The organism is Corynebacterium sp. MSK071 (genome assembly GCF_030232125.1).
Lineage (GTDB): Bacteria > Actinomycetota > Actinomycetes > Mycobacteriales > Mycobacteriaceae > Corynebacterium > Corynebacterium kefirresidentii.
Window position 1 is genome coordinate 207926 of sequence record NZ_JASPJA010000004.1, and the last position, 19361, is coordinate 227286.

Genomic DNA, 19361 nt, shown 5'->3' on the forward strand with positions numbered 1-19361 from the left:
CCTTCCTACCTGCCGTTACTTTTTCTTGCCCAGCTGCGCTAGAGCCGCACGCAAGAGGGAAGACGTATCGGCATCAGGGTTCTCCGCGTATGCCGCTTCCACCACAGGCCGCGCTCCCTTATCAGTAAACCCAAGACCAATGAGCGCTTCCGTCACGCTTTCTACCACGGCCCCGCCGGCTGGCGCGACGGCGGTATCGCTGGCACCTGCAGTAGAGGGCTCGCTTGGCGCAAAGGCCGCCACCTTATCTTTCAGCTCCAATGCCAAGCGCTGAGCCATACGCTTACCGACGCCCGGGATAGATTGCAGCGCCTTCACGTCTTCCGCACCAATTGCAGCTGCGAGCTCCCCTGCGCCCATGACCGAAAGCGCCGCCAAAGCAAGCTTTGGTCCGAGCCCCGACACGGATTGCAGAACTTGGAACATCTCGCGGTCCTCATCAGCGCTAAAGCCATAAAGAGTCAGGGAGTCTTCCTTGACCACCAAGTTGGTGAGAACCGTAGCTGCTTCCCCGCGGCGCAAAGTGCCCAGCGTTTTTGGGGTGGCCAAGAACTTGTATCCCACGCCTGCACAATCGATGACCCCATGGTCGAGTCCAATATGGATTACCTCTCCACGCAGTGCAGCAATCATTGGCTTCCTATCCTTTTCTCTCAGTAAATTTCTCTACCGCTTCTTAGCTTGTCCGCGCACGCCACTTGTCTTGGCTCCAAGCCCAAGACCATTCTGGTCCATCCGCGCAATGGCAGGGGCGCGCCAGCAATGACACACCGCCAAGGCGAGTGCATCGGCGGCGTCGGCAGGCTTGGGCGGCTCCGTCAACCCCAGAATACGGGTGATCATAGCGGTCATCTGCTTTTTATCGGCGCGTCCATTTCCAGAGATTGCCTTTTTCACCTCGGATGGGGTGTACATATACACCGGAATATCGCGCTCAGCTGCAGCCAGCACCAACACCCCTACCACGTGGGCAGTTTGCATGACCGTGGAGACCTGGCCGCGTTCGAAGACTCGCTCGATCGCTACCACATCCGGCGTATAGTCATCCATCCATTCTTTCGCTGCCACTGAAAGACGCAGGAGGCGCTCCGTTAAGTCTTTATCGCTAGGGGTACGAACCACGCCTACAGAAACCGGGAGGATTGCTCGGCCGCGACCAGCTTGAACCACGGAAAGTCCGCAACGCGTCAAGCCCGGGTCAATCCCCATCACGCGCATTCCTTCTAGGTTCATCTCTCCCCCATTGTCATGTCAGCGCCTTATCGCACCGCCTACTGCCCCCATTATGGACTACACACAGGTGTTCTACAAACGTAGCAGTCCACCCCACCATAGCGAAGCGCCGGCAGCGCCTCCGGCGAGCAATTCTCGCGGAGCGCTCCCGGCGCTACATAGCCGCCGCTATTGCGGCGAAGAGGTGATTAACCCTCGTTCAACTCGGCTAGTACCTCATCGGACAGGTCCATGTTGGTGTAGACGTTTTGCACGTCATCGGAGTCTTCCAAAGCATCAATGAGGCGGAAAATCTTCTTGGCATCGTTGGCATCAAGCGGCACCTCAACAGAAGCGCGGAAGTCATTATCAGAGTCATCGACCTCAATATCGGCTTCCTTGAGCGCGTCCTTAACGGCCTGCACATCCGTCGGAGCGCAGACGATTTCGAACTTCTCGCCCTGGTCCTTTACCTCTTCCGCGCCAGCTTCTAGCACGGCCATCAAAACATCGTCTTCCGTCAGCTCGCCCTTTTCTATTAGGACGTAGCCGGTACGGGTGAACATATAGGCCACGGAGCCGGATTCGCCCAAGTTGCCGCCGTTTTTAGACATAGCGGTACGCACGTCGGTCGCCGCACGGTTGCGGTTATCCGTAAGGCACTCAATGAGCATGGCCACGCCGTTGGGGCCATAGCCTTCGTACATGATGGTTTCCCAGTCGGCGCCGCCGGCTTCCTCACCGGATCCACGCTTGCGAGCACGCTCAATATTGTCATTGGGGACGGAGGCCTTCTTGGCCTTCTTGATCATGTCATCAAGGGTTGGGTTAGCCGCTGGGTCACCACCGCCGGTGCGGGCCGCCACTTCGATATTCTTGATCAGCTTGGCAAATTCCTTGCCACGCTTTGCATCGTTGGCAGCCTTTTTATGCTTGGTAGTTGCCCATTTCGAGTGGCCTGACATGTAGTCCCTTTCTAATCGGGTGCTGAAACTGGTGGCAATTATACGTGTGCTGCATGAATGCGTGAAAGCGACCCCCTTATAAGCGGGGCATATTTACACGTTGTGCCAATTGCCATGGGCGGAGCCGCTGCCCAGCTTTTCATCCAAGAAGCGCGTGAGGCCCTCTTGATTGACCAAAGCCACCAATTCGCCCTCCTCCGTAAAGAGCTTGCCGCGCGCAATTGCCGTTCCTTGAAATGCTGAGGGTGATACTTGCTCATATAAGAGCCATTCATCCACGCGAATAGGACGCAGGAACCAAATGGCATGGTCGAGGCTGGCCAACTGCACTTTCTCTCCTTGATGCGGAAGGAGCGCGGAGCGGATGAGAGTCATATCCGACATGTAGGTCAGCGCGGCGCGGTGGAAAGCCGGATCCTGCGGAAGCTCAACGGTATTGCGAAACCAGATATGACGAAATCCTGCACCGGTGCGTTCCGCTGCCACAGGGTCTCGGCCTTCCTCTGGTACCAAGCGGATATCCCATTCCTCCCACTCTTTGAGGATGATGCGGGTGGAGTAAGGCGCACCGCCACCGGAACGAGCTGTTTCTTCGGGCCCAGGTACCTCCGGCATGGGATCTTGGTGCTGCGGTCCGCAGTCCCCATCGCGATGGAAGCTCGCCATGGCAGAGAAAAGTAGCGTGCCCCCCTTGGTAGGCGCGTACCTGCCGGTTGGCAAAGGATCTGCCGTCCCGAATGCGCTCGACCCGCAACTCAATCGGCCGGCTCGCGTCACCAGGCCCCACAAAATAGCCGTGCAGGGAGTGAACCTCTTTCCCGGAAACGGTGCGTTGGGCCGCGGCCACTGCTTGGCCAGCAATATGTCCGCCGAAGGTACGCTCAATCCGCGACTCCACCGCCGGGCCACTAAAGACATCGTCCGCTCCCGTTTTCTCTATGTCCAAAATCTCGCGGATGGCCGCCATCTCCACACTCCCAATGTCCTAAATCACTACCGCTAGCAATTGTCGTCCACACTACTAAAAGGCCGAGCCGCCGATTCCTTTTCTCATTATCTCTCCCCCATTTTTTGGCATAAGTGGAAGAATTTTCTAGAAGAAACTATGTCCGCCACCGAAGTGAGCGCTCTTTGAATAAAGTCTTTTGGGTGAAACGCCTCGCTTCTGTTCCTGCAGTTTGGATTGGGTGGGTTATCGCCCGCCTGTGCCTTGTATATCTACTCAAGATTGACCACAGTCCCAGGGGCGATGTCGCATATTATTTTGCGGGTATCTACGGCGACGACCCAACTCAAATGACCGAGTACCCTCATGCAGGCACGTGGCCTACGGTGCTTTTGGGGTGGCTCACCGGTGAAAATATCACCGCTTTCTATATCGGCTTTACCATCATGACGCTGCTTGTCGACGCCGCGTTTTTAGCCCTGCTGCTGCGCCACCATCCCACCCAACCGCGCGCTTTTTGGGCCGCGTGGTTCTGGGTTTTCTTCGGCACCGCGGCAGGCCATGCCTTTGTGTGGCGCCTCGATATTTTCCCCTCCCTAGCCGTCGCCGGAGCAGCCGCCCTTCTGGCTACCCATCCCCTTATTGCCTCGGCGTTACTGGGCTTTGCCACCACCATGAAGCTTTGGCCCGGAGTGCTCGCCGCAGGCTTAGTGGGCCGCTTCAATAGGTCTGCGACCTGGCAACGCCTGCTCGTCTTCTTCTGCACCATCATTGCAGTCTGCGCCATAACGGTTGCCACCTGTGGCACCGAACGCTTACTTTCACCTTTAAACTACCAGGGCGTGCGCGGACTCCAGTTGGAGTCCATCCCGGCGACCTTCCTGTTGCTGCAAGCGCATCGCCACCCCGGCCGCTGGGATTTGGGCTACGCCGCTTCCAAGAGCTTTGAGATCTCCGGGCCCGGCGTGGATACCGCCATCAGGTGGAGCACCATAGCCATCATTATCATGCTGGTGTTTGCGGTGGGATGGGCGCTCTACCGGCTGTGTGCCGGCGGATGGACCACGCGCACCACCATGGCGTTCTTTAGCGTTATGGTCTTGCTCCTTATCGCGACCAATAAGGTTTTCTCCCCGCAATACATCGTCTGGCTCGGCCCGCTGCTTGCAGTGGTGATCCGCCAGCGACTTCCACAAGGGTTTACTACCTTGCGGGTAGTCCAGCGCCTGCTAGCGGTCTGCGCCATTATCGCCGCTGCGCTGGGTACTTTGGTCTATCCGTTTAACTACGACTACATCTGGCATTACGTGGGCGAGAATATGTTCCCCGTGTATCTCTTGGTGGCCCGCAATATTCTCATCGTGGTTATGGCCATCATTGGGCTTATATGGTTTGCGCTCGAGGTGGCGCTGGCTGGGAAACTGGAACGTGCAGGAATTCACCAGCCACACGCGCCAAGCGCCCTGGCACAGCCAGTTTTACGCCGCCGAGGCGGCCGGCACTCGCTTCGGTCATAAAGCCGCTCAGCAGGCTACTCAGCCAGCATGTAGTCAAAGTATTCCGGCAGCTTTGCGGTGCCGCCCAGATGGAAAAGCCGCACCGCAGGGCGCAGACGCAAAGCGCGAGTATCGCTGACCGCTTCGTTATAAAAGCGGTGGGCGAGCTGGATACGCCCTTCGGCGTCGGCAAGCGCGGCGGGGCGGTGCTCTGCGGGAAACTCCCGCACAATGGCGGCCGAAAGCTCCCGCTCGGCCAGCGTGCGCGGTTCGAAGTGGCCTTGGAAGAGTTCGGTGGATTCGGCTCTTTGGGCCAGGGCCGCCAGCCCTGGTGCTACTGCCGCTGTGACCGCTGCCCTGCGGTCTAGGGCCGCCTGTAGCTGTGCCAGCGAGGCATCGGTGCGAATGTGCAGTGAGTTGAGCCGCTGAGCGGTAAAAAGCGCCCAGGAGCCCACGATGATGAGCAGAAAGAGGACTAGCGCAATTTCAATGGCCATTAGCGCTTCACCCTCACCTTGGTTCCGTCCTGGACGGTTTCATAGACCTGCATAACAGCTGCTGCCACATGGTCCCAGTCATACGTGCTGGCACGCTCGACGCCATTGCGTGTCAGCCGAACCCGGTACTCGGCATCATCAAGCACCTCACTTAAGACGCGCACCAGATCTTCACTATCCTCATTGCGGAAGAGTGCGCCGGCAGGCTCATCAGAATCGGCGTTGCACACCGCGCGGAAGGCTTCAAGGTCAGAAGCAACTACTGCCGCGCCGGCCGCCATGGCCTCTACTAACACAATGCCGAAACTTTCGCCCCCGGTATTTGGGGCCACGTATACATCGGCGCGGCCGAGGATCTCGGCCTTTTCGGCATCGCTGACTCGGCCGACGAAATCTACGCCTTCAACCTCGCGAGCACGGCCGCCACCCATGATGGTAACGCGGAGGGGGTGGTCTATCTGGCGGAGCGCACGAAGCAGGATATCCAGCCCCTTGCGCGGCTCGTCGAGCCGGCCTAAGAAGACTACTTCTAAAGGATCTCCGGGGGCCTTGGCTGGGCTGCGGCGCCGTGCCTGCGCGTATACCGATGTATCCACGCCGTTGGGAATGAGGACTGGGTCTCCGCCCAATTGCTCCACCTGCCAGCGCCGCGCCATATCTGAAACCGCGATACCGCCGCGGATCTTTTCCAAAAAAGGCGCGAGGAAAGGCTTGGCAAGGGTCAAGACCAGCGAGCTCGACGCGGAGGCGTGATACGTGGCCACCAACGGTCCCTGCGCTACGGCCAGCGCGGTCATGGAAAAGCTCGGGGAATTGGGCTCATGGATGTGCAAAACATCAAAGTCGCCATCTTTGATAAAGCGTTTGACCTTGCGCGTTACCTGAGGTCCGACGGACAGGCGGGCCACCGAACCGTTATAAGCAATGGGAAAAGCCGGGCCTCCCTTGACCACAAAATCAGGCAGCGGCGTGGAGTCAGAAGCGGGGCCGATGACTTGAACATAGTGCCCTTGCTCTATATATACAGTGGCTAGATCAAGGATATGGGCTTGAACTCCGCCCGGTTCATCAAAGGAGTAGGGGCACACGATGCCGATCCGCATTATTTCTCGCCTTCCTGCCGTGCACCAGCGTGGCGGCTATCACGGGCCTTGTGCGCGGCGCGCGCTTGCCGACGCCTCTCAATATCGACATTCCACTGCGGCTGCAGCATATGCCAATCCTCCGGATGCCGGCGAATATTGGCAGCGAAGCCATCGGCCATGCGTTGCGTAGTCTCTTGTACGTTTGTTACCTCAAGTTCCGGAGACACCGATAGGCCCCAGCCCTCTCCCTTAAACCATGAGTGCACCACATGGAGGGCGGCACCAGTCTCCAGCGCAAGGCGGGCGGGTCCGGCGGCCATATTGGCCTCCTCCCCCATGAAATCTACGCTCACACCACTTCGAGTCAGGTCACGCTCGGCCAGCAGGCACACCACGCCGCCAGCTTCTAATACTTCTTTGAGGCGAGCAAAAGGCGAGGCTTCGCCCCCGGTGAGGGGAAGGACCTCAAAACCGAGGGTTTCGCGGTAGTCCACAAAGGCGTCGAAAAGCACTGCGGGCTTCAAGCGCTCTGCGACAGTGGTGAACTGGCCATAGTGGCCCACGAGGAAGACACCCGCCATGTCCCAATTACCCGAATGTGGGAGGGCCAAAATAGTGCCGCGTCCGGATTGAGCGGAAGCATCAAAATGCTCGAGACCTTCCAAGCCGCTGAGTAAGCGCTCGTGCAGGCTGGCATCGCCGTGGATAGCCGGCAGGCGGAAGGCCTCCATCCAATAGCGCATATAGGAGCGAACGGAATCGCGTACCAGCGCGCGGGTAACGTTTTCTGGCCCCACCACGCGGGCAAGGTTGCGGCGCAAGCCTTCCATTCCGCGGCCATTGCTGCTGGCAAAATCTGCGCCCCACCGAAACAGCGTGCGCGCAATGGGCTCAGGCAGCCGACGCACCACCTTCCACCCCGCGAGGTAGCCCGCCGCGGAGAGGTCTTCTTTATCCCACATGGTGTTAAAACCTCCTGGTTTTCGGTGGTGCTCAGCGAGCTAGTGCTGCTCCTGGCGGGCAGCGATGACCATGCGCTGGCACACGGTAAAGATGGAGCCAACGGCAAGGATCCACAGCGCTACCTCGATAGCATGCGGAACGCCAAGGCCCTCAAGGCCAATGCCGCCCAAGCCCAAGATAAGCCGCTCAGGGCGCTCGATGAGGCCGCCGACCATCTTGAATCCAGACGCCTCTCCCCTAGCCTTGATATAGGAAATCACCTGAGAACATACCAAGGTGACAAAGCAAGCGATGACCGTAATGCGGGAAGAATCCGCGGAATAAATCAGCCACCACGCAATAGCGCTAAACAAGGCACCATCGGTGATTCGATCGCAGGAAGCATCCAAGGTCGCGCCAAAGGCGGTGGCTTTGCCAGTCAAACGCGCCATGGTGCCGTCGAGCATGTCAAAGGCGGCAAAGAGGCCGGATAATACGGCAGCGGAAAACAGGTGACCGGTAGGAATGAGGATCACCGAAATAGCAATGGTGACAATGGTTCCCACAATAGTGACCACATTCGGGGTCAGGCCCAGCTTTAAAAAGGCCTTCGCTATAGGTTCCACCACCACGGCGGCGGGCTTTCGCCCATGCACGCTAAGCACGCGAATCCTCCTCTTCCATCTCGCGCCAACCTTCTGCCAGCACGCGGCGTGTATCCTGCAGAAGCTGCGGTAATACCTTAGTCCCATCAAGGACAGTCATAAAGTTACTATCCCCAGGCCACCTTGGCACCACATGCAGGTGCAGGTGATCTCCCACGGAGCCTCCTGAAGAGCGCCCCAAGTTCAAACCTACGTTAATGGCCTCGGGGTGAGAGACGCGTTTGAGTACCCGGATAGCCTTTTGCGCAAACTCCATCAGCTCTTGAGATTCCTCTTGCGTTAGGTTCTCAAGCTGAGATTCTTTACGGTACGGCACCACCATGAGGTGTCCAGCGTTGTACGGAAAGAGGTTTAGCAATGCATAAACACTCTTGCCACGGGCGATGATGAGCCCGTCTTCGTCGCTACCCTGCGGGGCGGCAACGAAGGGGTCCTCAGAGCGCTTGGCTATATAAGCCATGCGATAAGGTGCCCACAGCCGCTCTAGACGGTCCGGTTCGCCCGCGCCTGAGTCAACGAAGGTCCCCTCCGCCGCTCCATTGTCGAAAGCGGCGGAGCTTTTGGTCTCGCGCGTCTTTTTAGCGTCGGGCACTGATGAGCTCTTCAGTCGGCTGCTCGTTATTGCGTTCTGCGACCCACGCAGTGATGAGCCCCACAGCCTCATTCACCGGCACACCATTGACCTGGGTGCCATCTAGGAAGCGGAAGGACACGGCGCCGGCTTCCACATCGCGAGCACCGGCGACCAGCATGAATGGGACCTTAGCGGTGGTGTGATTGCGAATCTTTTTCTGCATGCGGTCATCGGAGGTATCCACATCGGCGCGGATTCCCTTCTGGCGCAGCTGTGCGGCAACTTCTTCAAGGTGCGGGGAGAATTCATCGGCCACCGGGATGCCCACCACCTGGTGCGGAGCCAGCCAAGCTGGGAATGCGCCAGCGTAGTGCTCCAGCAGCACACCAAAGAAACGTTCAATGGAGCCAAAGAGCGCACGGTGAATCATGATCGGGCGCTTCTTTGTTCCGTCCGAAGCGGTGTATTCCAGCTCGAAGCGCTCGGGCAAGTTGAAGTCCAATTGCACGGTAGACATCTGCCAGGTACGGCCGATGGCATCGCGGGCCTGGACCGAAATCTTTGGACCGTAGAAAGCTGCGCCTGCTGGGTCCGGTACCAGCTCCAAGCCAGACTTTTCCGCGACCGACTGCAAGATGGAAGTCGAGCGCTCCCAAATCTCGTCGGAACCGACGAACTTATTCGGATCCTTGGTGGAAAGCTCCAGGTAGAAATCAGACAGGCCATAGTCCTTCAGCAAGGAGATGATGAAGTCCATGACCTTGGTGAGTTCTTCTTCCAGCTGTTCTTCGGTGCAGTAAATGTGCGCGTCGTCCTGGGTAAAGCCGCGGGCACGGGTCAGACCGTGGACCACGCCGGACTTTTCGTAGCGGTAGACGGTGCCGAACTCAAATAGGCGCAGCGGCAACTCGCGGTAGGAACGGCCACGGGATGCAAAAATCAGGTTGTGCATCGGGCAGTTCATGGGCTTGGCGTAGTAGTCCTGCGGCTCCTTGACGGTATTGCCTTCTTCGTCATACTCGCCATCGAGCTGCATTGGTGGGAACATTCCATCGGCGTAGAAGTCCAGGTGGCCCGACTTCTTGAAGAGAGCACCCTTGGTGATATGCGGAGTGTTGACAAAGGAATAGCCGGCCTGGACGTGGCGGTTGCGAGAGTGGTTTTCCATCTCCATGCGCACGGTGGCACCATTCGGGTGGAATACCGGGAAACCGGAGCCAATCTCATCTGGGAAGGAGAAGAGGTCTAGCTCTTGGCCCAAGCGGCGATGGTCGCGCTTTTCAGCCTCTTCCACCATGGTCTGGTAGGCCTCCAGGGCCTCCTTGGACTCAAAAGCGGTGCCGTAAATGCGCTGCAGGCCAGCCTTAGACTGGTCTCCGCGCCAGTATGCAGCAGAAGAGCGGGTTAGCGTGAAGGCCGGGATGTACTTGGTGGTTGGAACGTGCGGTCCGCGGCAGAGGTCGAACCACTCTACTTCCTCGGTGCGCGGGTTGATGTTGTCATAGTGGGTCAGATCGCCGGAACCAACCTCGGCGGCCTCATCGGAGTCAGGGTCAACGTTGCCCTTGTCCTGGACCAGCTCGAGCTTGAAGGGTTCTCCGGCAAGCGCCTGCTCCGCTTCTGCAGCGGATTCGTAAACGTGGCGCTCAAAACGCTGGCTTCCCTTAATGATCTTCTTCATGCGCTTTTCAATCGCCTTGAGATCTTCCGGGGTGAAAGGCTCCGCGGTTTGAAAATCGAAGTAGAAGCCATTTTCAATGGCCGGGCCGATGCCCAGCTTGGTGCCGGGGAATTCGGCCTGCACGGCCTGCGCCATAACGTGGCCGCAGGAGTGGCGGATTACCGCGCGACCGTCTTCCTCGCAGGCGGCTACCGGGGTGAAGGTGGATTCCGTGTCGGGGGTGTGCGACAAATCAAAGAGAGTGCCGTCTTCACCGCGAACGACTACGACAGCCTCAGGGCCCTTATTGGGAAGATTGAGCTCTCGCATTGCTGCGCCCACGGCCTTGCCGGCGGGCACGGTGAAGGAATCGTAATTGACCGGTACTGCGGGAATGAGTTCCGCCATAATCGCGCTCCTTTATGCGCTCGTGCGTCGGCGGCATACCTGGCCGCGTCCGCTATTTAAATTTACGGATAGCTATTCTACAACCCTGCATACTCGCAAAGCGATTTCGCCCACCAAGATTCACGCCCATCCGCGTCGAGGGTGCCCGGCGGGCAGAAATACATAGCGGAGCCGATATGGGTCAGCCACTCATTCATCAGGTCAGATTTATCCAAACGGGCCTGGATAGGCTCGAATTGCTTGGTGGGATCCTGCTGATAGCAGATGAAAACCTGGCCGATATTGGAAAGCTGCCCATCCTTGCCATCGGGGGCCAGCTCATAGTTATACGGCCGGCGTAGGATGCGTTGCTCCGGATGATCAGCAGGTGGCGCGGCCACGGCCATGTGCGAGTTTTTATCAATCACCGGCAAGCCGTAGTCATCTACCGCATCGAAATCTGCAGCATCAAATTCTTCTTCACTGGTAAGGGGGGCGCCGGTGTCAAGCTTACGGCCCACCGCATTTTCGCGGGAGGAGCGATCCAGCTTCTCCCACGTATCCACGTTCATGCGAATGCGACGCACCACCATGGCCGTTCCCCCTTGCGCCCACTTCGGCCCTTCATCGATCCACACTTGGGCTGCAAAATCTTCCTCGCTGCGCGGGTTAACGGTGCCGTCCTTTTGCCCGAACATATTGCGCGCAGTAGCGCCCTTTTCGTGGCTGCCATAGGCATTAATAAATCCCTGCTGCAGCCACTTCACACTGGCATAGTGCTCACCGGCTCGCACCATGTGGCGCAGTGCATAAGTATTCATCAACGGGTCATCGCAACAAATCTGAAGGACAATATCGCTTTGTCCCCATTGTCGTTGCAGCTCATCACGCTTAAAGGAACGCACATCTCCCAACCAATGTGGTTTCTCCACGCCGAGCAGGGAGAATACCTTCTGGCCTAGACCGCAGGTGATGGTCAAGTTGGCGGGCTGTTGCACCATTTCCGGTTCCAGGGTGCCCAGCGGCGGCTCCCCCGTACACAGCGCGCGGGCGTCCTCGGTCCACAGCTTCATGAGGTTGGCAAACTCTCGCTTGTCGACGCCCCTTTTAAAGTCAAACCCCACCAGATTCAGGTGAGCCTGCTCTGCGGTAGCAATGCCCGCCTGATGCTCGCCGTCAAAAGCCACGAGGGCGTCGGCAAGCGCAGGCTGTTCCTGTGCCCCAGCATCCGGGGAAGAGCCCTGGTTATTGCAGCCTGCCAACGCGAAGGCGCTGGTCGATACCGCAGCGCCAGTGAGAAATCCCCTTCTGCTGAACCCAGACATGGTTAGTGGTCGTGGCCTTCCTTATTGTGGGACATATCTCCGTGCTCCATGTGGGACATATCGTGGCCTTCCATATCGCCGTAGTCCTCATCCCCGGAAGGCATGCTACGCGTTTGGATCTCGCCCAGATCGAGCTCTTCGCCGCCTTCTAGCTTCACCTTAAGGTCAAGGGATTCGCCGGGAGCGATGTGGTTTCCCATTTCCATGAGCATGAAGTGGTCACCGCCTGGTGCAAGTTCGTGGGACTCGCCGGCCTTGACCACCAACGGGCTCGACATTTCCTGCATCTTGCCATCGACGGTCTCATGGATCTGGTTCACCTTGGCATTAAGACTGGTGGAAAAACCGGTGATAGCGATGTCCTTATCGGTGTGGTTCACCAAGGTGCCAAAAATAGCAGTCATGTCTTTATCTTCGTTGGCACGCACGACCGCGTCTTCGAAGGTCAGGGCCTCGGCTGCGGCGGGGGAGGACTTCTCCGCAGCGCTGGAGGTGGCATCAACCTTCGACTCGGTGGAGTCATTTTGGTTCTGCGGGGAGCAACCCGCCAGGGCAAGGCCGGCCACAGTCAACCCCACAAGGGCAATGCTAGAAATCTTGGACATTATTTTTCACCTTCCGAATCAATGCGACGAGACTTGCCAATAAATAGGGCAACTACTGCGGCAATTGCCAAAACCCCGCCCACGCCCAAAATGATTTTCAGCGACATCGGCAGCCCCTCGGTTGCTTCCTGGTCTGTCGCGTCAGACTCGCCAGCCTCGGGGTTTTCGGCCCCGTCACCTTTAACGGAAAATTCCACACCACCGCGAGTAGCGTGTCCATCCGAAGACGTGATTTGGAAACCCACCTGGTAGTTGCCCGGCCCAGGGTTAACCCCCTCAGGAGTCTCAATTGTGAGGTCTCGTTCATGGAGCTGCGGTTCCTGGCTAAAGAGCTTCTCACCGGTATCGGCGTTGGTTACGGCAAAGGTGTTGAAGTCCTCTTTGGGGATGCCAGAAAACTCAAGGGTGATTTCCTTAGGGAACTCATCGAGTTGATCGCCGTCTTTGACCGAACCGCCAATAACGGAGTCGTGCGCGAATGCGGCAGGCATCGACCCGCCCAAGACCAGTGCGGCTGTGCCCACTGCTGCGGCTGTGCGGCGCAGCCAAGGTACGCGGTAGCCCATAGATAGCTCCTTTGTGATGTTGGAAAAGCACAAGTTGAATTGTCAGACATACTAGCCCCGCGACTTGCCATAGCGGCAATCACAAAAAGCAGCGCGTCGAATCATATGTCGGCTTGAACTGGGCTCGAGTTCCGCTTCCTTAATAAAAAGAGGTATTTATCACTATTTAAGCCAAGTTGACTCAATTCTAGCGGACCTAGCCTTAGGACCTCTCCCCCTGCCGGGCATTAAAAAACGGACCAGAAACCATCAGAGCAAAAATAACCAGGGCGACGCCAACACCGATGAGCGTCAAAGGCCACGCCCCGCTGCCACTGCCTCCAGCCGCATCTGCCGCAGTAAGGCCCATAAAGAAAAGCACAGTCCCCGAAACAAAAGACGCGAAGCCGCAGGCTCCAACCAATAGCGGTACCACTAGTGCGCGTGACATCTTTCCTCCTCCGCTTTGGGTTATGACTCTTCAAAGGCAAGCGTATCGCACAGCACACGGAAGGAGACAAGAAAAAAGCCGCCCCGTCTCTGGGGCCGCTACATGGAGCGGATGACGAGACTCGAACTCGCGACCCTCACCTTGGCAAGGTGATGCGCTACCAACTGCGCTACATCCGCACAACAAACCGGAGTTTGCTACAGAGCCTAAAAAGAGACTCTCGTGCGCGATACTGGGATTGAACCAGTGACCTCTTCCGTGTCAGGGAAGCGCTCTCCCACTGAGCTAATCGCGCTTAATGCCCGAAGGCATTAAGAAGTTGAGGTGGAAACGGGAATCGAACCCGTGTGCACGGTTTTGCAGACCGTTGCCTCACCACTCGGCCATTCCACCGTGGCGATACCGCCTCACACAATACAGTGTTGGAGCGGATGACGAGACTCGAACTCGCGACCCTCACCTTGGCAAGGTGATGCGCTACCAACTGCGCTACATCCGCATGCGAAACCAGGCCCGGTTTCTAGGACAAAGTCCTTGTGCGCGATACTGGGATTGAACCAGTGACCTCTTCCGTGTCAGGGAAGCGCTCTCCCACTGAGCTAATCGCGCGCTATTCACTTAGAATCACTCTTCACAGGTTGCCCCCTTTGAAAAGCGTGGAGCGGATGACGAGACTCGAACTCGCGACCCTCACCTTGGCAAGGTGATGCGCTACCAACTGCGCTACATCCGCATTGCGCCGCAAACTTTTATTCCGTTGCGGTGCGAGAAGAAACATTATCGTGCTCCGCGCCAGTTTCCAAATCCCCAGCCCAGCGCCTTGCTTTTAACCGCCGATATTCCACGTTTGTACGTTCCCAAATCACACCGGTGTGATTCTTGTGGACCGCAGGCGCCCAGCCGCCTCCCGCTCATGAGTAGCCCTACGCAGCCAATTAGGTATTTGAATTTCAAGCGGTGTACATTTAGCCACCGCACGGTCCTATAGCTCAGTGGGAGAGCGTTCCGTTCACACCGGAAAGGTCACTGGTTCAATCCCAGTTAGGACCACCACTTCCCCGCCCTGCACTCCACTTCACAGGTAGCTTGGGCGGGTTTCTTTGTGTGCCGGTAAGGTGTTCCGTCGTGTTGTGGATCCTTTTAGGCATTTTTGCTGGGCTTGTTTTGCCCGTACAGACCCTGGTTAATACGCGCTTGCGCTTGTCAACAGGCACGCCCTTTTCTTCTTCGCTTATCTCTTTCGCCGTGGGCACGGTGACCTTGCTCGTTATCGCCACCGCTGTCACCGGCGGTGAATTCGGCCTTTCCCGCACAGCTGGCCAACCACTGTGGATATGGTTCGGCGGTTTGCTCGGCGTAGTTGCGCTTACTGGGAATATTCTCCTATTTCCCCACTTGGGTGCCGTCCAGACCGTAGTTCTTCCCATCGCCGGTCAGATCATCATGGGGCTCGTCATCGATCACCTTGGGCTCTTTGACTCCCCTATATCCCCGCTGACCGTGGTTCGCATGCTAGGGGCTCTCATCGTCCTAGGCGGAGTAATCGCCATCGTCGCCGGCCCCGGCGCGCCCACGAAGCATGAGGACAGTGCCACAGCGCTGTGGATGTGGCGCTTAGCGGGGTTTGTTTTTGGCTGTTTTACGGCAAGCCAATCCGCGATCAATGGTCACCTGGGCCAGATTACTGGCTCACCTGTTAGCGCGGCTTTAGTTTCTTTTAGCGTCGGGGTATCTGCCCTTGCCATTGTGAATATTGTTCTACGCTGGCGACCTCGCATTGAGCGCCCCGAGGGGAAGAACAATCCCTGGTGGATGTGGGTTGGTGGCGTCCTGGGTGCCTTGTTTGTTTTTGGCAACGCGGCCTTAGTACCGCAGCTGGGAACGGGGCTTACCGTGGTTGCGACGCTCCTCGGCTCCATGCTGGGGTCCGTACTTATTGATCGCTTGCGTGGCGCCCGCGTAACGCTGCGCCAGGTAGCCGGCATTGCAGTGATACTGGCCGGTGTGATTCTCATCCGTCTGGTGTAGCCCGTCTTGCTGAGGTTATGGCGCTGTTATTGCCATGCTGGGCACTCGCCGCTCTGGCTACACTGGGATGACATGGATATCTCTTCGCTTTTGGGTCCTGATTCCCGCGACACATTCACCATCCGTACGAATATGGTCAGCACGTTGACCGGATCGGCGACGATGAACCATGTCTCAGAAGACATGGGAAATGACACCGATGGACAACTTTTTGCAGCTCTACGGGACTGGGCAGACGTGGTGTTGGTGGGCGCGCAAACGGTGCGCGCAGAAGATTACTCCGGCGTTGTTCCTAGCACCGATGGCTCGCGCCCAGCTCCTATTGCAGTGCCTTCTCGCAGCCTTGATTTCGATATCGACTCGGACTTTTTTACAGACTTTACTACCCCACCTGTCATCTTGGCCCCACACAGCAGCTGGGAGGATGAAGACATCGTTACCCGAATCGAGGCTATTGAAAGCACGGGGGCGGAGGTCTGCGATGCCGGTGAAGGAAGCGTGCGCGACTACATATCCGTCCTGAAGGATCGCGGGTTTAAGCGCGTGCTATGTGAAGGCGGTCCAGGAATGATTGGGCAGTTGGTAGACGCCGATGCGATTGACCAGATGTATTTGACCCTGGATCCGCATCTGTCTACCGGCGTAGAGACTCCGATGGCTACTTTTAAGGGCGAGCATTCCCACCGCCGCATGCAGTTGGAAAATGTCGCGGCCGATACGGATGGCACGGTGTTTCTGCGGTATTCCCGCACCCGCGAGGACGTAGACTAAGGGCCCGTGAATTCCCGAATCAATGTTGCCGCTTGGCCCGTGGCCGTATTGCTCGTTGTGCACCGCGTATTCATCATTGCGCGCAACGGCACGCCAACGGATGATTTCACCACCGTGTATAACGCGGTGGCGCGCATGTCCAGCAGCCAGCCGGTCTACGAGCAGGCCTATAACCACGTTGACCCGCTGTATCTGTATACCCCGGGAGCCACGCTGCTGCTTGCGCCATTAGGGCACCTAGACTTCTCACTTGCGCGAGGACTATTCATCGTGGCGAATGCGGCCGCGATCATCGCGGCACTGGCGGTGCTTACCCTTATAGTGGACCGCAAGCTCACCTCGCCCGTGTGGCCGGTATCTATTGCGCTGGCGTTTGTCACGGAGTCAGTGACCAATACGCTTGCCTTTACCAATATCAACGGCGTTCTCTTGCTGTGTCTGGCCGTGTTTTTGTGGGCCTTTTTGCGGGCCGAGCGCACCCCGTGGTTGGGCTGGGTGGCAGGCGTGGTCATTGGCCTTGCCATCGTCATTAAGCCGCAGTTTGCGCCGCTGCTCTTCCTGCCCTTGGTAAAGCTCCAGTGGCGCAGTCTCGCCGAGGGCATCGGAGTTCCGGTGATTCTCAATCTACTGGCGTGGCCGGTGGTGCCGGGCGCCAGCGGCTTTTTCGAAAAGCTGCTGCCCTATCTTTCGGAAACTCGTGACTATGCCAATTCTTCCTGGGCGGGTTTCCACGCCTACGTTAATTTTGGCGCCGGGTTGTATTGGACCGTGTGGCTGATTTTTGCCGGTCTTACGGCCGCAGCGATTCTCGGGCTTTTACGCTGGCGCAACTCCGACCCAACCTTGTGGGCACTGACCACTAGCGGGGCGATAATGGTGGGAATTTTCTTCCTGTCTTCCCTAGGCCAGCAGTACTATTCCATGTGGCTTTTCCCGCTGATGTTTACCGTTGTGCTCCCGCGCTCGGTATTTCATTCCGCGGGAGCGTGGTTGGCGGCATTTCTCTTTTTGGCTCCGGTCTCGTGGGCGTCTACAGCGCACCCGGATGCTGGACGGTGGATGAATTTTTTCACGGCCACGGCAGGATGGGCGCTGCTTATCGTCGCAATTTTCGCTACGGTCGCTGGCTGGTGGCGTGCCGCGCGCAGAGCGGTTTAGACTCGGCCCATGACCGATTTCAAGCTCATTGCTGATACCGAATGGCGCCAGCGCTTAAGCCCCGAGGAATACTATGTTCTGCGTGAGGCAGGTACGGAGCCGCCCCATGTAGGCGATTACACCAATACCACTACCGAGGGTGTCTATTCTTGCCGCGCGTGTGGAGCGGAGCTTTTCCGTTCCACGGAAAAGTTTGAGTCCCATTGTGGCTGGCCGTCTTTCTTCTCCCCGCTTGCCGGAGACAAGATCATCGAGCGAGAAGATAACTCGCTAGGCATGCGCCGAGTAGAGGTCTTGTGTGCCAACTGCGAATCGCACCTAGGCCACGTCTTTGAGGGCGAGGGCTACGACACCCCTACTGACCTTCGCTATTGCATTAACTCCATTTGCCTTGACCTGGAGGAAAAACCGGTAGAAGGTGGCACCGCTTAAAGGGCCCCGCCACAACTTACGCCCCGTCAACAGCCTGGCTGCCAGGCTAGTGAAGGGGCGCAGCCCGGGACGTCGCCAAGCAGTGCTTCTGCTAGGCGGCGTTTCCTTTAGGGCAGTACTGCAATGAGTTCTGCCACGTCCTTGACGCGACGGCCGGTGTGGAAAGGAATTTCCTCGCGCACGTGGTGACGGGCTTCGGTATAGCGCATCAGGTACATCAGGTCGACGATACGGTGGAGCTCATCCGCCTCAAAGGCCAGAATCCACTCGTAGTCACCCAACGCAAAAGCCGGTACGGTATTAGCTCGCACATCAGGATAATCACGCGCTTGCATGCCGTGCTCCATAAGGATGCGGCGGCGCTTTTCCTCGTCCATGGTGTACCAGTCATAGGAGCGCACGAAGGGATAGACCGAGATCCACTCCTTTGGCTCCTCGCCCATGATGAAAGACGGCAGGTGCGACTTATTAAACTCCGCTGGACGGTGCAAAGCGTTGCCTACCCAGGTCACTTCGCTAACCTGGCCCAAGGTGGTCTCGCGGCGAAAGTCCCCAAAGACCTTCTGCAGGTCAGAGAATTCCTCGGCGTGCCACCAGATCATAAAATCAGCAGAATCGCGCATAGCCGTGAGGTCATAGATACCGCGCACCGTCACTTTGCCAGCCTCTTCAACGTCGGCGAAGAACTTCTGCGCTTGGGCGATGATTTCCGCTCGCTCGGTGCCGAGCGCCCCCGGGATCACCTTAAAAACTGCGTGCTGGGAATATTGCTGAACCGCATTGAGTTCCTTGTAGTCTAGCTTCGCCATTGCGTTCTCCTTTGCCAAAGCCTCTGGGTAATCGGACATATCCATCATAAGTTGGATATGAAACCTTGTCACTTCCCCCGCCGCGGGGATGCCGACACGCTCTCGCATCGGCGCGCCTCCCCCAGCTAGAGGCTGGGAAACTATAGCTTGAACGTCGTGAGCAATTCCGAATCGACCACCCCACGCAGCGCCGAGGCTTCCGCCCCCACTCCTTTGCACAGGCAAGCGGAAAGCCACGAACCAGCTACCCCCGCCGCATTCACCCAAGCAGTGGAGTCAATGCACGCGGCCGACCTGCGCCCCGAGATAACCCTGGGCTCCATTCGCCCACCGCAGCGCCTTGCGCCGTTTAGCCACGCTATCGGCCTCGAGGTGGGAGGCGAAGACAACCCAGACATCGTGCCCACTGATGCGGAAGGCGATGCATTTGGCCGCCTTATCTTGCTCCACGATCCGGGTGCTGAGGAAGCCTGGGAGGGCGCTATGCGCCTTGTGGCGTATATTCAGGCCGATATGGATGATGCCGTAGCAGGAGATCCGCTCTTGCCCGATGTGGCTTGGCAGTGGCTCAATGAAGGCCTAGAAGAGGAAGGCGCCGACCACACCAACTTGGGTGGCACCGTCACCTCTACCGCGTCCGTTCGATTTGGGGAGATTGGTGGCCCACCGCGCGCCTATCAAATTGAAATGCGTGCTTCGTGGACCGCTGAAGGCCTCGATCTGGCGCCTCACGTGCAGGCTTTTGCAAAGGTATTGGCTAACGTTGCCGGCCTCCCTCCTGAGGGCGTTACCAAGCTCGGCCACTAGA

19 protein-coding genes, 7 tRNA genes and 1 pseudogene are annotated in these 19361 nt (G+C 57.8%); 7 read left to right on the top strand and 20 right to left on the bottom strand.

The features are described from left to right. Window positions 1-15: 15 nt before the first annotated feature. From ruvA to QP990_RS04815, 4 genes and pseudogenes are all read right to left on the bottom strand, one after another. The gene (gene ruvA / locus QP990_RS04800; protein WP_023021432.1) at window positions 16-633 is read right to left on the bottom strand and encodes a Holliday junction branch migration protein RuvA; all 618 of its coding nucleotides are present in this window, start codon (window positions 631-633) and stop codon (window positions 16-18) included. A 33-nt stretch (window positions 634-666) separates the two neighbouring features. Beyond that, on the bottom strand, window positions 667-1233 hold the full coding sequence (gene ruvC / locus QP990_RS04805) for a crossover junction endodeoxyribonuclease RuvC (protein ID WP_034655377.1): 567 nt from the start codon (window positions 1231-1233) through the stop codon (window positions 667-669). A gap of 188 nt (window positions 1234-1421) precedes the next feature. Continuing rightward, on the bottom strand, window positions 1422-2177 hold the full coding sequence (locus QP990_RS04810) for a YebC/PmpR family DNA-binding transcriptional regulator (protein WP_023021430.1): 756 nt from the start codon (window positions 2175-2177) through the stop codon (window positions 1422-1424). A gap of 93 nt (window positions 2178-2270) precedes the next feature. Then, window positions 2271-3144: pseudogene (locus tag QP990_RS04815) on the bottom strand (acyl-CoA thioesterase). Window positions 3145-3473: 329 nt separating this feature from the next. Here QP990_RS04815 and QP990_RS04820 point away from each other — a divergent pair. After that, window positions 3474-4640 carry a DUF2029 domain-containing protein gene (locus tag QP990_RS04820; protein ID WP_234288094.1) on the top strand — a complete coding sequence of 389 codons (1167 nt, stop codon included), beginning with the start codon at window positions 3474-3476 and terminating at the stop codon, window positions 4638-4640. Between the two features lie 14 nt (window positions 4641-4654). Here the strand turns inward: QP990_RS04820 and QP990_RS04825 are convergent, their stop codons facing one another. The 15 genes from QP990_RS04825 to QP990_RS04895 all read right to left on the bottom strand — a co-directional run bounded on the left by QP990_RS04825 (window position 4655) and on the right by QP990_RS04895 (window position 14088). Continuing rightward, window positions 4655-5116 carry a hypothetical protein gene (locus QP990_RS04825; protein WP_284798546.1) on the bottom strand — a complete coding sequence of 154 codons (462 nt, stop codon included), beginning with the start codon at window positions 5114-5116 and terminating at the stop codon, window positions 4655-4657. Continuing rightward, a complete protein-coding gene (locus QP990_RS04830; RefSeq protein ID WP_023021426.1) occupies window positions 5116-6219 on the bottom strand; it encodes a glycosyltransferase family 4 protein in 1104 nt (367 codons plus the stop codon). The genes QP990_RS04825 and QP990_RS04830 overlap by 1 nt, the downstream gene beginning before the upstream one ends. Next, window positions 6219-7163 carry a phosphatidylinositol mannoside acyltransferase gene (locus QP990_RS04835; protein WP_200287397.1) on the bottom strand — a complete coding sequence of 315 codons (945 nt, stop codon included), beginning with the start codon at window positions 7161-7163 and terminating at the stop codon, window positions 6219-6221. The genes QP990_RS04830 and QP990_RS04835 overlap by 1 nt, the downstream gene beginning before the upstream one ends. 39 nt (window positions 7164-7202) lie before the next feature. After that, complete coding sequence (pgsA, locus tag QP990_RS04840; protein WP_049360666.1) at window positions 7203-7808, bottom strand: phosphatidylinositol phosphate synthase; 606 nt, start codon at window positions 7806-7808, stop codon at window positions 7203-7205. Further along, window positions 7801-8400, bottom strand: coding sequence for an HIT domain-containing protein (locus tag QP990_RS04845; protein WP_023021423.1), 600 nt, complete (start codon window positions 8398-8400; stop codon window positions 7801-7803). The genes pgsA and QP990_RS04845 overlap by 8 nt, the downstream gene beginning before the upstream one ends. Next, on the bottom strand, window positions 8387-10450 hold the full coding sequence (thrS, locus tag QP990_RS04850) for a threonine--tRNA ligase (RefSeq protein WP_284798549.1): 2064 nt from the start codon (window positions 10448-10450) through the stop codon (window positions 8387-8389). The genes QP990_RS04845 and thrS overlap by 14 nt, the downstream gene beginning before the upstream one ends. A gap of 77 nt (window positions 10451-10527) precedes the next feature. Next, the gene (locus QP990_RS04855) at window positions 10528-11754 is read right to left on the bottom strand and encodes a Dyp-type peroxidase (RefSeq protein WP_284798551.1); all 1227 of its coding nucleotides are present in this window, start codon (window positions 11752-11754) and stop codon (window positions 10528-10530) included. Between the two features lie 2 nt (window positions 11755-11756). Further along, window positions 11757-12359: a copper chaperone PCu(A)C gene (locus tag QP990_RS04860; RefSeq protein ID WP_284798553.1), complete on the bottom strand. Its 603-nt coding sequence runs from the start codon at window positions 12357-12359 to the stop codon at window positions 11757-11759. Then, a complete protein-coding gene (locus QP990_RS04865; RefSeq protein ID WP_023021419.1) occupies window positions 12359-12925 on the bottom strand; it encodes a copper resistance protein CopC in 567 nt (188 codons plus the stop codon). Before QP990_RS04865 ends, QP990_RS04860 begins: the two co-directional genes overlap by 1 nt. Window positions 12926-13458: 533 nt before the next feature. Then, window positions 13459-13534 (bottom strand) — tRNA-Gly (locus QP990_RS04870). Window positions 13535-13578: 44 nt separating this feature from the next. Further along, window positions 13579-13650, bottom strand: a tRNA-Val gene (locus tag QP990_RS04875). 27 nt (window positions 13651-13677) lie between these two features. Then, window positions 13678-13748, bottom strand: a tRNA-Cys gene (locus QP990_RS04880). Between the two features lie 30 nt (window positions 13749-13778). Then, a tRNA-Gly gene (locus QP990_RS04885) sits at window positions 13779-13854 on the bottom strand. Window positions 13855-13892: 38 nt separating this feature from the next. Beyond that, window positions 13893-13964 (bottom strand) — tRNA-Val (locus QP990_RS04890). A gap of 48 nt (window positions 13965-14012) precedes the next feature. Beyond that, window positions 14013-14088 (bottom strand) — tRNA-Gly (locus QP990_RS04895). A gap of 245 nt (window positions 14089-14333) precedes the next feature. On the opposite strand from QP990_RS04895, the gene QP990_RS04900 reads away from it, so the two are divergent. The 5 genes from QP990_RS04900 to msrB all read left to right on the top strand — a co-directional run bounded on the left by QP990_RS04900 (window position 14334) and on the right by msrB (window position 17744). Next, window positions 14334-14408 (top strand) — tRNA-Val (locus tag QP990_RS04900). 72 nt (window positions 14409-14480) lie between these two features. Further along, window positions 14481-15383 (top strand): DMT family transporter, encoded by a 903-nt coding sequence (locus tag QP990_RS04905; RefSeq protein ID WP_259824632.1) that lies wholly within the window; start codon window positions 14481-14483, stop codon window positions 15381-15383. Between the two features lie 72 nt (window positions 15384-15455). Continuing rightward, window positions 15456-16154 (top strand): pyrimidine reductase family protein, encoded by a 699-nt coding sequence (locus QP990_RS04910; protein ID WP_248098629.1) that lies wholly within the window; start codon window positions 15456-15458, stop codon window positions 16152-16154. A gap of 6 nt (window positions 16155-16160) precedes the next feature. Further along, a complete protein-coding gene (locus tag QP990_RS04915; protein WP_259824634.1) occupies window positions 16161-17312 on the top strand; it encodes a glycosyltransferase family 87 protein in 1152 nt (383 codons plus the stop codon). 9 nt (window positions 17313-17321) lie between these two features. Beyond that, the gene (gene msrB / locus QP990_RS04920; RefSeq protein WP_284798554.1) at window positions 17322-17744 is read left to right on the top strand and encodes a peptide-methionine (R)-S-oxide reductase MsrB; all 423 of its coding nucleotides are present in this window, start codon (window positions 17322-17324) and stop codon (window positions 17742-17744) included. 107 nt (window positions 17745-17851) lie between these two features. On the opposite strand, the gene hemQ is transcribed toward msrB, so the two are convergent. Then, window positions 17852-18553: a hydrogen peroxide-dependent heme synthase gene (gene hemQ / locus QP990_RS04925; RefSeq protein ID WP_034655844.1), complete on the bottom strand. Its 702-nt coding sequence runs from the start codon at window positions 18551-18553 to the stop codon at window positions 17852-17854. A gap of 213 nt (window positions 18554-18766) precedes the next feature. On the opposite strand from hemQ, the gene QP990_RS04930 reads away from it, so the two are divergent. Continuing rightward, on the top strand, window positions 18767-19360 hold the full coding sequence (locus QP990_RS04930) for a DUF3000 domain-containing protein (RefSeq protein WP_232212620.1): 594 nt from the start codon (window positions 18767-18769) through the stop codon (window positions 19358-19360). Window position 19361: the final 1 nt, after the last annotated feature.